Source organism: Desulfobacter sp. UBA2225 (assembly GCF_002348205.1).
GTDB lineage: Bacteria > Desulfobacterota > Desulfobacteria > Desulfobacterales > Desulfobacteraceae > Desulfobacter > Desulfobacter postgatei.
In genome coordinates this window covers 1-17019 of record NZ_DDYV01000033.1, presented here as the reverse complement: position 1 = coordinate 17019, position 17019 = coordinate 1, and the positions used below count along the sequence as shown (strand labels likewise).

The following is a 17019-nucleotide window of genomic DNA, read 5'->3' as shown; positions in this document are numbered from 1 at the left end:
TGATGACCCCAGTATTCTAGAGGTTGCGGACAGCCTTGCGTCCAAAACCTCTAGAATACTGGGGTCATCATCAACAATGAGTATTTTATGTGCTGCCGTCATTGATTTCCCCTTTGTTCCTGCCGTTCCTTATCAATTTTCTCAAGCACGTTTATCTGGTGCAAAAGATCTCTAATCCGAGCCTCCTGGTGCCGGTTTTGTTTTTTCAAGACTGTTATTTTAAGTCCTCTAGAATCAATCTTTTTCTGCATGCTAAGACGCTCTTTTTTATAGACTTCCTCTCTGGAATAAAGGGCATTAAGATTTTCCAGCATACCCGACCGTTCGGATTCAAGTAAAATCATGCCGTGGTCCAGGGCTTTCTCTATCATACCGGGGGGTATTCTGCACCATGTGTTGCACCGGGTTTCGCCGTCGTCGGGCTCCTGGCTTCCGTCTGTTAAAATCCGGTAAGGCAATTGTGACGGTAAACGTAGAAGTTGCTCCACAGCTGTTCTAAAGGTTGGGGCATTGTCTGCAAGAATCATGTCAAGACAAGCATTTCCATAAAGGCCGACCGCCTCAAGCTGTACATCATCCTTCCTTAAAGCAAGCTGTGAAAAAATCTGACGGGCAAGGGCATACTCTTCATTTAAATATGCATCCTGGCCCTGTTTCACCATGGCATCCCGGCAGGCGATAGTGCAGACAGGTATTATGCTGCGCCCGTTGACAATTCCCCCTGTACACCCGTTGACAATTCCCCCTGTACACCCGATAAAAACCAGGACTCTGAAAAAAAGAAGAAAACGCTTGAATTCCCCTCCCATGGGCAAATTCAGGCCATCATATATCCATGAAAACCGCATAAAATTCCTTAAAATTCATCTATTAAACTACCGGCAACGTAAAGGAAAAAGTACACCCTTTATCCGGTTTATTCTCCACAAAAATTTCTCCGCCATTTTCCTGGACGATCCGCCGGGCAATATTCAAACCCAGTCCTACCCCGTCCATGTGCTTGCGTACCTCCCTGGCCCGGTAGTATTTTTTAAAAATCAAACTTTGTTTATCTTCGGGAATCCCCGGTCCTTCATCACTGATATTGCATGTCAGAAAATGTTTTCCTGGCCCCGGGGTCAAACGGACATCCACCCGGCTGTTGTTCGGTGAAAATTTCAGCGCATTATCCAAAATATTTATTATCACCTGCATTATTTCCTTGTCATTGCCTTTAACCATGGGCGCCTGTGCAAGGGGCGTAAATTCCGTACGTATACCCCGGGCATTGGCCCCGGGCGTAATACTCAAAATAGCCGATTGCACAAGTTGGTTGGGGTCAAAGGGCGCAACCTGTCTTTTAATAATCCCGGAAACCAGAATGGAGGTATCCAGCAGGTGGTTTAAAAGGCTTGTAATCCTGGCAATCTCATTAGCGGCAATGGTTAAAAATTTTTTCTGTTTATCATTTACCGACCCAAGAACTTCTTCGGTCAGCATATTCACAGATTCACGGATGGAAGACAAGGGGCTTCTGATTTCATGGCTTAAGGTGGCAATGAAATCGGAACGGATCTCGTCATCTGCTTTAAGCTGACGGTTCATATCATTGAACGCAGCAGCCAGTTCCCCGAATTCGTCTTTGGATGCAATATCCATCTCATAGGTGTAATTATCATCAGAAACCCGCTTGAGCCCGGATTTCAATTTATTCAAGGGAACAATGATGGATCTGGAAATAAACCAGACGCCCATAATGCCCACCAGTATTGAAATACCGAACCCGATCATGCAATTTCTCATCACCTGGCGACTTAAACGGTTGATCAGGATTAGCGCCTGCTCGATTTTGTCTTCATTGTCCTTTCTGGCCGCTTCAATCCTTGTCATCCATTGGTCCATCACATCGTCAGCAATCCAGGTATAACCCTCATTCACGGCTTCTCCCTTGGATACACCCGAATGAATATAGCCACCAAAGGTCCGGTCAATATTACGCCAGTATCCTGCAGGTGTTCCCCGCCTTCTGTCCAGGTCAATGATCTCGACAAGCACCTTTTGGTAATTGAGCCGGGCTGCTCCAAAATAGTCAAAATAAACCTCTTTTTTCAACAGTTTTAACTTCTTGATATTTACGTCCATATCAAGAAGGCTGTTTTTAAGATCATTGGACAATACCGCAATCCGGTTGCTGATGCCGACAATCCGGGCAGAGGTATCGGACATTTCCCGAACTTTTATAAACAAGCCATATACTGTTCCATAAAATATAAATATGAAAAAAAAGAGGAAAATAAAAAGTTTTTTTGAGATGCCTGGTGTCATTGACATAAGTGTTACCGTTTATATAGGTGAAAGCTTTTTAGCATGCCGGAACAATCAAGTCAAATCCCGGCTGGGACAAGTACGTTTAGAAAGCTTAAGCAAAACTGATACCAAAAGCAGTTAACACATTTACCTGTATTGAATTTCCATCACCGATGCTCTATTTTATAATAATAGGGATTCGGAACAATGCAAAAAGGAAAGTTTAATGGGTGCTGATGTATTTTTCATGGACATGACCGCCACATCAAGGGAAAACCTGCCCGCCAAGCTGGAACGTCTGGTAACCACGGCAGGACTTCACGCTGTCCTGGACAAAAACGATCTGACCGCCGTAAAGGTGCATTTCGGTGAACAGGGAAATACGGCCTACATCCGACCCGTTCTTATCCGGAAAATTATCCGGGCCATCAGAAAAACAAAGGCCACACCTTTTTTGACCGATGCCAATACCCTTTATGTGGGAACCCGGTCTGATGCGGTGTCCCATATTAAAACCGCTGTGGAAAACGGATTTTCCTATTCATCCATGGATGCCGCCCCCTTGATCATTGCCGACGGCCTGTTTGGAAAAAGCGAGACAGCGGTCCAAGTAGATCTCAAACACAACAGGGAAGTGTTTATCGGGTCTGAAATTATCAATGCCAACGCTATCGTGGCGCTGGCCCATTTCAAGGGACATGAGCTGGCCGGATTCGGCGGCACCCTTAAAAATCTGGGAATGGGGTGTGCATCCCGCCGGGGAAAACTGGACCAGCATTCCAATGTGAGTCCGAAAATCAAACGAAAAACCTGCATCGGTTGCGGCTTGTGTGCCCGGCACTGCCCGGGGCTGGCCATAACCATTGAAAACAAAAAGGCATATATGAATAAAGCGGCTTGTATCGGATGTGCAGAATGCATTGTGCGCTGCCCCACCCAGTCCATCAACATCAACTGGAACCAGGATATCCCGGTATTTCTAGAAAAAATGATGGAATATACCGCCGGTGTGCTTAAAAATAAAGCTGACAAATGTCTGTTTGTGAACTTTATCACCAATATCTCCCCCAAATGTGACTGTCTGCCCTATGCCGAATCCCCCATCTGCAACGATATCGGTGTGGTGGCATCCCGGGATCCCGTAGCCATTGACCAGGCCAGTGCAGACCTTGTCAACCAGGCCCAGGGCCTTGCATCTTCGGTGTTGACAACCCACCTGGCCCCGGGGGAGGATAAGTTCAAAGGACTTTACCCACACGTGGACTGGGAGCACCAGCTTGCGTATGCCCAGGAGATCGGTCTTGGAACAAGACTTTACAACCTTATCAAACTGGAGACCCTGGCATATAAAAATCCAGGGGAACACGGTTAGCCATGTACCTTGCAAAAGTAAAAAAAGAGAGACAAACCACCTATATCCTGCGGGAATCTGTCAGACAGGGTGAACAGATGGTGGCCCGGGACATTTTTGATCTGGGCTCCTGCCCCGGGGCCTGGATTGATTATCCCGGAGGAAACGCCTGGTATTTAAGCCCGGATCTGGAATCAAGGATCTCAAGCCTGGTGCCCACCCTTGACAGAGAACAGCTTGAAGATCTGTTCTGGCCTTTTATCCGGCCGGCCATCCGCAGGGCCACCCGGACGTTCAGACAACGCGCTTTTAAGAAGTATACGCCTATGACCCGGGCGCAGAAAGAAAACATTGCCAAACAGGTTCATGCCTTTGACAAACGCCGGGCCCATTTTCTTAAATTCGGCACCATGGACCAGGGGCCCATGGTGAATATGCCGGCAGTAATTTTCAGGCAGCTGCACAACAAATCCCGGGATGAAATCGAGCAGCTTTTTATGGACCAGGAACGGGTTCTAAGAAAAAAAGATCTTAAATCCTACGTATATACGGCGCTTGATCTCCATCGTTTTTTCCAAGGGTTAATGGCCAAGCAGATGCCCCATGCCCTGGATCAGGATAAGGTGGAGGCATTTTGTATCCAGGAGTTATGCCTGCTGAATAAGGAACTTTTCGAGCTGACCAGCCGGCTGCATGAATACCTGATCCGGTATGCAATCATGTTTTTTGATCACACGTATGGGGATTCGGTGCTGTTGGATGATATGGTTCAAGACTTCCAGTTCCGTCAGAGAAATCGCTGGTTTAAGCCGCCTGAAGCCGCGCGGCAGCTTCCGTTATCCCGGGCATTTAAAATTTTCAATCTTACGGCCAAGGCCCTGGCGTCCATGGATAAGAAAGATCTGACCCGCGAATTCAGGCGCCTTGCAAGAGAGCACCATCCCGACAGGGGCGGCAGCCACGACAGGTTTGTGGAACTGAGCAACGCTTACCAAGCCCTTCTTGAAAAGCTGTCATCATAGATAAACCTCCCGGAATTGATTGACAATAAAGCGAATTAACATTAAATATTAGGTATATTTTGTTAAAGTTTCCTAATCCCCAACAAAGGATCCAGGTGTCACACGATTTCCAGAAAAAAATAAATCTGCTGCTTTTGCTTCTTCCAGGCCTGTTATTTTTTTTACCCGCCAGATGCCCGGCAGCACAGGATCAGGATCTGACAGAATTTTCCATTGAAGAACTCATGGAGATCAAAGTAACTTCCGTGAGCAAAAAAAGTCAGCGGCTGTCTGATAGTGCGGCCGCCGTTTTCGTAATCACCCGGGAGGATATCAGGCGTTCCGGTGTCACCAGTATTCCTGATGCCCTGCGCATGGCCCCCGGCGTGAATGTGGCACGCATTGACGCCAACAAATGGGCAATAAACTGCAGGGGCTTTAACAGCCGTTTCTCCCCAAGTCTTCAAGTCCTTGTTGACGGGCGCAGTGTGTATACACCAAGCTTTTCAGGCGTTTATTGGGAAGTAACAGATGTGCTTCTTGAGGATGTGGACCGTATTGAGGTGATCCGCGGTCCCGGTGCCACCATCTGGGGATCCAATGCCGTCAATGGGGTGATCAATATTATCACCAGGCGGGCCAATGATACCCAGGGCGGTTTTGTACAAGCATCTGCCGGATCAGTTGAAAAAAACATGGTGGCAGCAAGATATGGCGGCACCATGGGCAACGACAAATTCTGGCGGATTTATGCCAAACACAGGGCCAGGGATGAATTTGATCGTCTTTCCGGAGAGGATGCAGGTGACGACTGGCAGATCAACCAGGCCGGTTTCCGGATGGATGGCCAACTGTCTCTGGCCGATAATTTCACCCTCCAGGGGGATCTCTACGATGGCCATATCCACCAGGACCTTTATCTTTACAGTCAGGCGACGCCATACATGGATGAAGTTCCCGTAACAACCGATGTCTCCGGGGGCAACATCATGGGCCAATGGACAAAAATCCTTTCCGGAACATCGGAAATGTCTGTGAAGATGTATTACGATGCCATGCATCGTTCCGAGGATATCCTCAACGAAGACCGACACAACGTTGATGTGGCGTTTCAGCACCGCTTCGGGCTGGGTTTTGGGAACGATATCATCTGGGGACTTAGGCTGCGCCATTTATCTGATGATTATTCAGGCTCAAAAGTTGCATTTATGGATCCAGTCAGTACAACTGACCTTCTGTACTCGACCTTTATCCAGGACGAAATATCTTTACTTGAGGACAAAATTAAACTCACCATTGGTTCAAAGTTTGAGCACAATGATTATACCGGCCTTGAAATTCAGCCATCCACAAGGCTGTTGTGGGCCCCCAGCGACCACCACAGATTGTGGGCCGCCATTTCCCGGGCCACCCGGATTCCCTCCCGGGTGGAGTCCGATGCCCTGATCTACCTCTCCGGAATGGATACCGCCTACGGTCCCTTGTATAGCAGATTCGTAAACAATGAGGATCAAACAGCCGAAATTCTGTGGGCCTGGGAAGCGGGATACCGCTTTATTCCCCAACAAACCCTCTCCATTGACCTGGCGCTTTTCTTCAACGATTATGAAAATTTAAGAATTTATACCCCACAAAGTTCTCCCTACATTGACGCCGAGAACCAAATACTTATCCAAGACATTGTGCTAAATAACATGTCCAATGCACGCTCCTGGGGGGCAGAAATTTCAGTGGATCTGGCGACAAGCAAACAAATCAAATGGACCTTGGCTTATTCACTGACATACCATGATTATGACAATGACCAGGAGTATGAAATCGACTTTGGATTTACAAAACATCAGGTATCCTTGAGAGGTCGGTTTGATTTGACGGAAAACTTGACCTTGGACGCCTGGTTTAGATATGTGGGCAAAACAAACGCAGTTTGGGCATTTTCTAATACTGCCATCTATGAAATTGACGATTATGCAACCCTGGACCTTCGCCTGGGGTGGAAGATCCGGCCGGATCTGGAATTTTTCCTGATCGGGCAAAATCTGCTCCAGGACAGCCACCTTGAATTTGTCCAGGAAGCATTCAGTTGTCCTGTGGAAGTCCCTCGCAGCACCTATGCCGGACTGACCTATAAATTCTAAAGATATGCGCTATTCCCCATGGCAATAAAAACAAGGCAGATGCAACGTTCAAAAAATATCCGGATAAAAATAGTTATCCCGGTCTGCATATGCCAGTTTCTGCTATGTAGTATTGCCATAGGGACAGTCCAGTCACAAAATCTTGAAGAATATAAGGTCAAAGCAGCCTTTGTTTACAATTTTACCAAACTTATTCAATGGCCCAAAACTGCATTTGACAGTGAAATGGAACCCTTTAAAATAGCGGTGTTCGGCAATGAAGATCTTAAAGAGAGCTTCCAGACCATTGACGGAAAAATCAGTGCCGGGCGCGTCATATCCATCCGGTATCCTGACCCCAAAGGCAACGATTATAAAAAAATGCTGGCAGACAGTCAGGTTGTCTTTATCAGCAGGCATACCCGTTTGGAGCAGGCCCTGCAAATTTTAAACAGTATTGGAGACAGACCGGTTCTCACTATTGGTGAAGTTAAAAATTTCAGCCGGACCGGCGGAATCATTCAATTTTTCACCAGAGATGATTATCTCCATTTTGAAGTTAACATTAAAAAGGCCGAGGCACACCAGCTCAAATTCAGCTCCAGGCTGCTTAAACTGGCTGTCATCGTAAATGAAAAATAATGCGCCCACCAAAAAAATCAAACCATAGCGTCATTTCCATCAGGATAAAACTGATCATGATCCTAGGATTTACGGCATTGCTGGCCCTTTTTATGATGGCCGGTTCCATGGTGGCCTATGAAACCTATAATGCCAAAAACAATCTGGTTGATGAACTTGTATCCATGGCGGATCTTATAGCGTTAAACGCTTCGGTCGCCATGATGTTCAATGACCGGAATGCCGCATTGGAGGACCTCAGAGCGCTGTCTGCAAAACAGGGCATTATCGGTGCCGTCCTTTACGACATCCATGGCGCAATTTACGCTGATTTCTCAAGGGATGCCGTTTCCATTGACACGCTGACCCATGAAGTCAGACAAATATGCAAACCAGGCATCGCCCCCATTGAAATGCTTGCTGCCCGGAAAATGCTCAGCGGGTTTACAAACGGCCATACCCATGTGATCCTGCCGGTCAATTTTAAAGACAATTTTTTAGGCGCCATTCATCTGATTGATGATATGCAGCAACAAAAAAGAAGACTGTCTGCATATTATCTGATTGTGGCAGGCATTGTCATTATCTCTTTGGCAGTGGTCCTGATTCTGTCTTCCAAAATGCAGGCCATCTTTACCCGACCATTATTTGATGTCATTAATTCCATGGGACAGGTGACCCGGAAAAAGGATTACCAAGTCAGGGTTAGAAAATACAGTGACGATGAGTTTGGTGTGCTTGTGGAGCAGTTTAACCAGATGCTTGAAGAGATTCAGGCCAGGGACGATGCACTGAATTCATACAGTGCAAGCCTTGAATCCAGGGTCGAACAAAGAACTCTGGACCTGACCCAGGCCAAGGAAGAACTTGAATCCACGGTCATGCACCTGGAAAAGGCCCAAAAAAAAGCAGAAGAAGCCAGTCTGGTAAAATCCCAGTTTCTTGCCAACATGAGCCATGAAATCAGAACGCCCATGAACGGTATTCTCGGTATGACGGAAATTTTGCTTTCATCCAAACTTTCGGGTGAACAGGAAACATTTGCAATCAATATTCAAAAATCAGCCCAGACCCTGCTTTTAATCATCAACGATATTTTAGATTTTTCCAAAATTGAAGCCGGCAAGCTTGAAATTGAATCCATTGCTTTTAATCTCAACAACCTGTTAACGGACATTGAAACACTTCTGATGTTTGTCGCCAAAGATAAAAACCTGTATCTAACCATTGATATTCAGAAAGGCACACATCTTTTTCTGGTGGGAGACCCCACAAGGATCCGGCAGATATTGATCAATCTTGTGGGCAATGCCATAAAATTTACAGAAAAAGGCGGCGTAACCATAACGATCTCCACCCCCCCGCTAAAGGAGAATGGATTTCAAAGTTTTGGCGACCATGGATCCCGGGTTGCTTTGAGCATCTGCGTTAAAGACACCGGTATCGGCATCGCACCTGAAAAACAAAAATATTTATTTACACCCTTTTCCCAGGCTGACGCCTCTTTTACGCGCAAATACGGAGGCACCGGACTTGGCCTTGCCATTTCATCGGACTTGGTATCACTTATGGGAGGCACCATCAGGTGTACCAGCAAACCGGGCCAGGGAAGCATATTTTCCGTTGTTCTTCCTTTGAAAAAAGCAGAACAACCCGTTAACGAGGTCTCTTTGGCCGGCCATGCGACCCGGCCGCAAAAAACGGATAAGATGAATCTTCATGTGCTGGTGGCCGAAGACAATATCACCAACCAGGATGTTTTTTCAGCCATGCTTGAAAATTTTGGATGCAAGGTGGATATAGCAGCTACGGGTATTGATGTCAGGGATAAGTTCATTTCTTTAAAACCGGACATCGTCCTCATGGATTGCCAGATGCCGAAAATGGACGGGTACCAGGCTACCCGGGAGATCAGGAAATATGAAGAGATCCTTGGCATCCATACCCCGATCATTGCCATCACCGCCCATGCCATGACGGATGACCAGGACAAATGCCGGGATGCAGGCATGGATGATTTTTTAACCAAACCTTTCATGATGGAAGATCTTTTGGCAACACTAAAAAAATGGAACCCTCATCTGAATCCATCCTGACCCGATTATGCAGATATTGCCGGCAACACCACCCGTTATTCAAAAAGCGTGATATCCCCCGGCTTAGCGAGCTGTTCCTTAATTCGATTGCGTTTTATCTGCTCTGCGACCACCAGAGATTTCATGGATGGCACCCGCTTTAAAAAAACTTCACCCGTGTCAATATGAAAAAAAATTTTACGTGAATCATGACCGCCAAAATCACGAGCCAGAATCTTAATTTTTTCCGCCCGAAGAAAATTAACCACAAATTCTACATTCCTTGTCCCCACAGCAGTTTCCTGGGAGACTCCCATCAGCAGATTCGCCCCGCCAAAGGTCTTGGCAACTATTTTTTTACGGTTTCCGCCCAACCGCATGATGGCATTGATCAACAACTCCATGGCATTGATGCCGTAGCGGGCAGAGGCATCGTACTTATTAATATCCGGATTGGACGGCATGAGGATGTGGTTCATGCCGCCGATTTTTTTCTCCGGATCATACAGACACACCGCGACACATGAACCGAGTACGGTATGGATGACGACATCCTGGCTGGTGACAAAATATTCTCCAATGCCTATGGAAACGCGATTTACCATCCGCTTAAGGGGTCCGACACTTTTTAAGTAAGGCGTCTGCAATTTTATCCAGTGGAAGAATGCTGTCTACGGCATCCAGTTTTATGGCTTCCATAGGCATACCAAAGACCACACAGGACGCTTTATCCTGGGCAATATTATAGGCCCCCGCCTGTTTCATTTCCAACATCCCTTTAGCCCCGTCATCACCCATCCCGGTCATGATGACGCCCAGGGCGTTTTTCCCGGCATATCGGGCAGTAGAACGAAAAAGAACATCCACAGAGGGACGGTGACGCGAGACCAGCGGGCCTTCCCGGATTTCAACATAATACCTGGCTGCGCTTCTTTTGAGCAACATGTGATAATTGCCGGGGGCGATAAGCACCTGGCCCCGTAAAACAGTGTCGTTATTTTTCGCCTCCCTGACAGACACCAGACAGGTTTCATCCAGACGATCGGCAAAGGCCTTGGTAAAATTGGCAGGCATATGCTGGACCACAACCATACCCGGCGAATCCCGGGGCAAACTTTCAAAAAGGACCCTTAACGCTTCTGTCCCACCGGTTGAAGCACCCACGGCAATGACGGTTTCCGTGGCTTTATCCATGGCCTTGATAGACGGGCCAGGTAAAATGGCATCTGCGGTCAATTTTGGAGAAACTTTTATGGGTTTCACATGTTTGCACATCTTAATTTTGACCATGGCCGCTGCCTTGACCGTGTCACAGATTCTGATTTTCGATTCTTCAAAAAAAATTCTTGTGCCCAGGCTGGGTTTTTCCATCACCTCCACAGCCCCACTTTCCAAGGCGGATAATGCGGTCTGTCCCCCCTCGACGGCAAGGGTCGAACAAATGATAACAGGAATGGGATGCTGGGACATAATTTTTTTCAAAAAGGTAATCCCGTTCATGCGTGGCATTTCAACATCCAAAATAATGACATCCGGAACTTCATTGCGGATCTTTAAGGCCGCAACAATTGGATCTCTGGCCATTGCCATGATCTCAATTTCCGGATCAGAGGTCAGTACCTGCGACAGAGCGCTTCGAACCAGCGCGGAATCATCCACGACCAGCACCCTAATTTTTTTTCCCATTGTCACCTTCTTCTTTTATCACTCTTTAGCATTATCCACTTTTTGATAGATCGTCGATTGAATTGATTTTAAAGGAAATTGCGCATACTGGATAACTTCTGAATGCCCCATGAAAAGATATCCCCCGGGCTTTAAATGATTTAACAGCTTATGCATAATCTGATTCTGGGTTTCCCTTTCAAAATAAATCATTACATTCCTGCAGAAAATAATATCCATCTGCTCAATGGCGGTATAATATTTATTCATCAGATTCAACCGAAGCAACCTGACCCTGGAGCGAAGTTGCGGTACAATCCGGACCATATTTTTACTCCGGTCCTTGCTTCTCAAAAGATATTTTTTTCTCAGCATCATGGGTACCGGTTCAATCTCATCGTGGGCGTACACCGCTTTTTGGGCAACTTTCAAAACCCCTGTGGAAATGTCAGTACCAAGAATACTGAAGTCTATATTTTTATGCTGTTGTGCATATTCAGACAACACCATGGCCAGGGTATAGGGCTCATGCCCCCGGGAACAGGCAGCACTCCATACGGATAGTTTTTTGGTGCCGCCTGTGGGCACGGAAGACAGCAGTTCAGGCAATACCTTTTTTTCAAGAAAAACAAATTGTGCACCTTCCCTGAAAAAATCGGTTTTATTGGTTGTGATCTGATTAATAAAAAACGAAAGTTCATCTTTTTGTCCCCTGGGACTGAACAGATAAGCACAATATTCGTCATAAGAAGATATATTCAGGGCAATTAAGCGTTTACGCAAACGGGATTCAACCATACCCCGCTTGGCATCAGGCATCTTGATGCCAAATTCAGCATGGATATAGTTGCCTAATTTTCTGAAATCCGTCATGTCAAGAGAAGGCAGGGTCTGAAAATTCATAATCCACTCCCCCGGGGTGCCCATAACAAGGCATTGCGTCTAATCATCGTTTTCATTCTCAGCATTTGTCCCCCCGGGTGTTTCAGGCATAGGGATATCATCAGTCGTCTGGACAACGGCAAGCTCCTCGGCAGAAAAAACTTTGGCCGTTTCAAGAATGATAATAAATTCTTTATCTTTTTTCCCCATCCCTTTTATAAATTGAGTCTTAAGACGGGTACCGATTCTTGGTGGTGGATCAATCTGTTCGGGTTCAAGGCTTATGACTTCCTGAACCGAATCCACCAAAATACCAAGGACGGTCTCTTCGTCATCAAGAATGATCTCAATAATCACAATGCATGCTTCCCTTACGGACGCTGCCTTTTCCAGACCGAATTTAAGTCTAAGATCCACAACCGGCACGACGCTCCCTCTCAGATTGATAACTCCGCACATGAAGTCCGGCATCTGGGGCACTTTGGTGATTTGAGTAATATCAAGTACCTCACGGACCGTTGTGATGTCCATGGCATAAATTTCATTGTCCAGTTTAAATGTCAGGTATTGGCTTGTTTGGGTGATGCCCTGTACACTCATTGACCTCCCTCCTATATGAGTAATCTGTCATGCGCTTTCCAGAAGAACATTGGTGTCTAAAATCAAGGCTACGGTGCCATCCCCTAAGATGGTAGCTCCGGATATCTCCTTATTATATCTGAACGCCGGACCCAAAGGTTTTATCACTGTCTGATGTCCCCCGATCACATGGTCCACAACAAAACCGATACGACTGTCATTGACATTCGTAATAACGATATGTTCCACCTCCGGACGACGCCCCGCTATGTGAAAACGGTCCCGAAGCCGGATATAGGGCACCATATTCCCGCGAACATTTAGAATGTTCCTGCCGTTGATCGTTTCGATTTCCTTGCTTTTAATCTCAACACATTCTTCAACGGACATCAAAGGCAGTACAAAAAAATCATCTTCGATGTTTACAAGCAGACCGTTGATAATGGCAAGGGTTAAAGGAAGAATAAGCGTAATTTTGGTCCCTTCACCAGGTACACTGTCAATGTCAATGCGCCCCCTTAGGGATTCAATGGTTCTTTTTACCACATCCAGACCCACACCCCGGCCGGATACACTTGTCACTTCACTGGTGGTTGAAAATCCGGGGGCAAGAATCTGGGTAAATATTTTTTTGTCGGGTATTTCTGCATTTTCAGGAATCACCCCCGTTTCCACAGCTTTTTTCCGGATGGTCTCTACATTCAGCCCCTTACCATCATCCTGGATGCTAATGACCACATTGGTTCCCTTGTGACCGGCGGACAGGATAATGGTCCCTTTTTTAGGTTTTCCGGTCCGCTCTCTAACCTCAGGCGGTTCCACACCATGATCAATACTGTTGCGGATCAGATGAACCAGGGGGTCATCAAGACGTTCCAGAACGGTTTTATCAAGTTCTGTTTCCGCGCCTTTGGTAATAAGCTCAACCTCTTTGTTGAGCTGGGAGGACAAATCCCTCACCAGGCGCCGAAATTTGTTGAATGTTATGCCGATGGGCATCATCCTGATATTGAGCACACTGTCGCGAAGCTCACCGGTCAGGCGCTCAATCTCCTCTACGGACTCGCCTAAGTGGGTATCATTGATGTTTGAGGCCACCTGGGTCAGTCGGGCCTGGTTAATAACCAGTTCGCCCACCAGGTTGATCAGCTTGTCAAGCCTGTCTGATGGAACACGCACCGTTGATGCGACAGCGGATTTATGCGTTTGGGGAACAACCTTTTGCTCTTTTTGTTCAGGCTTGAGCCTTTCCTTGGAAAGTGTATCGGATTCCTCGTCTATGACTTTTTTGTGGATATCACCACACTCGGCAAGAATGTCCCCCGACCTGGGCACCGTCGACGCCTCCAATGCAGCTGCCTTTTCTTCAACGGTTTCAATGACGATTTCGCAAGTATCCTCCACAAATATGAAAACATCTCTGACTGCATTGACGCTCTTGGTCGTGGTTAAAAGGATGTCCCAGAAAAGATAGCATGACTCCGGGGAAAGATTTTCCAGATCCGGTACTTTTTCAGTATGGACCATGACACTGCACGCCCCCATATCTGCAAGATCATAGAGCAGCATGACCGGATCCATGCCCATGGCAAAGATATCCGGATCAGGTGAAATCCGGATACGATACACCGCTTCGTTCTGAGGCGCAGGTGCATCCGGCACACAGGCTTTTTCCGGCCCATCTTTTGGGAATTCGTCAACGGGTGCTTCCGCGACATCGGAACGAAGCAGCCCCTTAAGGGAGGCAATGATTTGCTCCCCTTCCCGGGGATCTACCGGTGGACCTGCACCGTTGGCTTCGGCAAGCATAGCCGTGATGCGATCCCGTGACACCAGGATCAAATCGATAAGCGCCTTGCTCACAGGAACCGTTCCGTTTCGAACGTTATCCAGTGCTGTTTCAACATGATGTGCAAACTCGGAAATGGCATCGAATCCGAACATGGATCCGGATCCCTTGATGGTATGCATGGCGCGAAAGAGCCGGTTTACCGCTTCCTGGTCCCCGGGATTTTCTTCAATATCCAAAACCGCGTCTTCAACACCAGAGAGAAGTTCTTCGGCTTCGTTGTAGAACTCTGCAATGAATCTGTTGGATTCATTCATGGGATATGTCCTCTAATATACATGTTCAAGCCAAGATTTGTCCTTTTCCGAGTCCCTTGGCACGCGTGGATTAACGAAGAACTTTCTTTACTACGGCAATCAGTTGCTCGGGTTTAAACGGTTTCACAATCCACCCCGTGGCCCCGGCAGCCTTGCCTTTTTGTTTCATCTCCGTATCCGATTCGGTTGTCAGCATAATAATGGGAATAAACTTAAATTTTGGCATGGACCGAACCCATTCAATCAGCTCTAAGCCATTCTTGTTGGGCATATTCAAATCGGTCAACAGCATATCAATGTGGAGCGCGGCAAGTTTATCGGTCGCCTCCTGCCCATCCACAGCTTCAACGACTTCATAACCGGCCTGGTTTAATGTAAAATTTAGCATCTGTCTTATACTGGTCGAATCATCCACCGTCATAATGACCTTTGCCATTCCTTAAGCCTCCTTCGAGAAACAGGGAAAATCTTCGGCTTTCAGTCCCACCCCGGTTACCGCATCCTGAATCGACTGGGAGTAACCTGTGATATGAAATGTTTTATTTAACTTGTCAGCTGTTTTTTTGGCGGATAAAAGGAGCTGAACCCCCAGAGTATCACAGTCGGTTACGCCATTAATATCAAAAACAATCCCTTGATAATTTGTCAGCCCCGTCAACAAACGATCTTTGAGCGCTCCCAAGTCATGCGCAGATAAAGACCCTTCAATTTTCATCACCAGGTTGCCGTCCTTATCTTGATCTTTGGAAACCATGCCTACTCCTTATCTGATTCACCGCTATTTTTTTTAAAATATACGCCAATCAAAATTGTGTGTCAAAAAAGTTCAATATTATCATCCATATCACTCCTTTTTTCGCCTAAATCCGAAGCGATGAGATTTTCTTTGAATATTCGGTTATGGATTTAACAAGCGCCACCATATCTTGAATCCAAGCAAATGACGGGATTCATGTTGACAACGCAAGCCTCGTACAGATATTACCATAGTGATATATTTAACTGCCGAGGCAATCTGTAGAAGGGGGGGATGGGATGCGTTTTAAAAACTTAAAAATCAAAACAAAAATTATCGTAATCGTTATCCTGACAATTATCATTTCAATAAGCATCGTGGGGAGCTACTCTCTTTACAGCACAATCCACCAGGCCCGTGAAAATATTGCTGCCTTTGAAAACGAGCTGATGGATGAAGGCAGACAAAAACTCATAGACTTAGTGGATACGGTCTATACCATGGTCGTAAAGGTTCACAGCCAGGCTGTTAGGATTGAAGATATAAAAAAGAGATATGGTTCAGAATTAAAAAATCTTGTGGACCTCCCTTATTCAATGATCAACAGGGCGTATACACAAGCCATGGAACCGTCCGCCCATATTGACGGCATGGAAGATCAAAAAATGGAAACCGTCCAAAAAAAAATTGGGGCCCAAATTGAAGCGTTGCGCTATGATAACAATAACTATTTCTGGATCAATGACACATACCCCAAAATGGTTCAGCATCCTACGGTACCGGCTTTGAATGGAAAAGACATTTCCCGGTATACCAAAAACGAGAAAATCATTATGGCCGAAGGAACCGATATTCCCATGTTTGTGGAGATGGCGCGTCTGTGCAAGGAAGCGGGAGAAGGATATGTCGGCTATATTTGGCCCTCCCCTAATGACAACAAAAAATGGCTGAAAAAACTCTCCTATGTCCGTTACTTCAAACCGTGGGATTGGATCATCGGTACAGGCATATACGTTGACAAAGCTGAAAGAGACGCACAACAAGTAGCCATAAACAGTGTCTCTGATATGAAATATGGGAACAATGACTATTTTTACATCATGGATACCCAAGCCAATGTTATAGCCCATTTAGATCAGGAAACCATTGGCAAAAATCTTATGGACAAAAAAGACGGATCCGGAAGATTTATATTCAGGGAAATTATTGAGATGGCCAAGTCTGACGGTCACGGCCATATAAATTATACCTGGCCCAAATCAGGATCTGAAAAAAATGAACCTAAAATCGGATATTTCAAATACTTCAAACCCTGGGACTGGATTGTTCTCACAGGCGCATATACTGACGGGGTGCACAATAAAATAGTGGAGAAAAGAAAACAACTCCATAATATGGTCCGGAACCAAATCCTTTTTAAGACTTCGACCATTGTCATACTTATACTTGCGGCGTTCTTCTGGGTTAGATACATGACCAAAAAATACATTGAACTGCCCCTTTCCCAAGGTGTTGATGCGGCCAACAAGCTTGCCCAGGGTAACCTGAACGTAAATATTGAATCCAGCAGTGAGGATGAGATTGGAGATCTTCAAAAAGC

At 46.2% G+C, this 17019-nt stretch carries 15 protein-coding genes; 6 read left to right on the top strand and 9 right to left on the bottom strand.

The window, feature by feature from the left end:
• Positions 1–98: 98 nt before the first annotated feature.
• The gene (locus B3D59_RS01715; protein WP_286817349.1) at positions 99–848 is read right to left on the bottom strand and encodes a hypothetical protein; all 750 of its coding nucleotides are present in this window, start codon (positions 846–848) and stop codon (positions 99–101) included.
• 22 nt (positions 849–870) lie between these two features.
• Positions 871–2226, bottom strand: a complete 1356-nt coding sequence (locus B3D59_RS01710) for a HAMP domain-containing sensor histidine kinase (RefSeq protein ID WP_286817348.1) — start codon at positions 2224–2226, stop codon at positions 871–873.
• Positions 2227–2512: 286 nt separating this feature from the next.
• Between B3D59_RS01710 and B3D59_RS01705 the strand changes: the two genes are divergently transcribed.
• The 5 genes from B3D59_RS01705 (at position 2513) to B3D59_RS01685 (ending at position 9472) form a co-directional block, all read left to right on the top strand.
• Positions 2513–3658: a DUF362 domain-containing protein gene (locus B3D59_RS01705; protein ID WP_286817347.1), complete on the top strand. Its 1146-nt coding sequence runs from the start codon at positions 2513–2515 to the stop codon at positions 3656–3658.
• Positions 3659–3660: 2 nt separating this feature from the next.
• Positions 3661–4659, top strand: a complete 999-nt coding sequence (locus B3D59_RS01700) for a J domain-containing protein (protein ID WP_286817346.1) — start codon at positions 3661–3663, stop codon at positions 4657–4659.
• 95 nt (positions 4660–4754) lie between these two features.
• Positions 4755–6776 carry a TonB-dependent receptor plug domain-containing protein gene (locus tag B3D59_RS01695; protein ID WP_286817345.1) on the top strand — a complete coding sequence of 674 codons (2022 nt, stop codon included), beginning with the start codon at positions 4755–4757 and terminating at the stop codon, positions 6774–6776.
• Between the two features lie 18 nt (positions 6777–6794).
• Positions 6795–7397: a YfiR family protein gene (locus B3D59_RS01690; RefSeq protein ID WP_286817344.1), complete on the top strand. Its 603-nt coding sequence runs from the start codon at positions 6795–6797 to the stop codon at positions 7395–7397.
• Between the two features lie 56 nt (positions 7398–7453).
• On the top strand, positions 7454–9472 hold the full coding sequence (locus B3D59_RS01685; protein ID WP_286817343.1) for an ATP-binding protein: 2019 nt from the start codon (positions 7454–7456) through the stop codon (positions 9470–9472).
• A gap of 35 nt (positions 9473–9507) precedes the next feature.
• On the opposite strand, the gene B3D59_RS01680 is transcribed toward B3D59_RS01685, so the two are convergent.
• The 7 genes from B3D59_RS01680 to B3D59_RS01650 all read right to left on the bottom strand — a co-directional run bounded on the left by B3D59_RS01680 (position 9508) and on the right by B3D59_RS01650 (position 15437).
• Complete coding sequence (locus B3D59_RS01680; RefSeq protein ID WP_286817342.1) at positions 9508–10056, bottom strand: chemotaxis protein CheD; 549 nt, start codon at positions 10054–10056, stop codon at positions 9508–9510.
• 4 nt (positions 10057–10060) lie between these two features.
• On the bottom strand, positions 10061–11137 hold the full coding sequence (locus B3D59_RS01675) for a protein-glutamate methylesterase/protein-glutamine glutaminase (protein WP_286817341.1): 1077 nt from the start codon (positions 11135–11137) through the stop codon (positions 10061–10063).
• An 18-nt stretch (positions 11138–11155) separates the two neighbouring features.
• A complete protein-coding gene (locus B3D59_RS01670; RefSeq protein ID WP_286817340.1) occupies positions 11156–12019 on the bottom strand; it encodes a CheR family methyltransferase in 864 nt (287 codons plus the stop codon).
• A 39-nt stretch (positions 12020–12058) separates the two neighbouring features.
• A complete protein-coding gene (locus B3D59_RS01665; protein WP_286817339.1) occupies positions 12059–12598 on the bottom strand; it encodes a chemotaxis protein CheW in 540 nt (179 codons plus the stop codon).
• Positions 12599–12625: 27 nt separating this feature from the next.
• Entirely contained in the window at positions 12626–14683 is a 2058-nt protein-coding gene (locus B3D59_RS01660; RefSeq protein WP_286817338.1) for a chemotaxis protein CheA, read from the bottom strand.
• Between the two features lie 70 nt (positions 14684–14753).
• Positions 14754–15119: a response regulator gene (locus B3D59_RS01655; RefSeq protein ID WP_286817337.1), complete on the bottom strand. Its 366-nt coding sequence runs from the start codon at positions 15117–15119 to the stop codon at positions 14754–14756.
• Between the two features lie 3 nt (positions 15120–15122).
• Positions 15123–15437, bottom strand: coding sequence for an STAS domain-containing protein (locus tag B3D59_RS01650; protein ID WP_286817336.1), 315 nt, complete (start codon positions 15435–15437; stop codon positions 15123–15125).
• Between the two features lie 281 nt (positions 15438–15718).
• Here B3D59_RS01650 and B3D59_RS01645 point away from each other — a divergent pair.
• The coding region (locus tag B3D59_RS01645; protein ID WP_286817335.1) for a cache domain-containing protein at positions 15719–17019 on the top strand (1301 nt) is incomplete at its 3' end.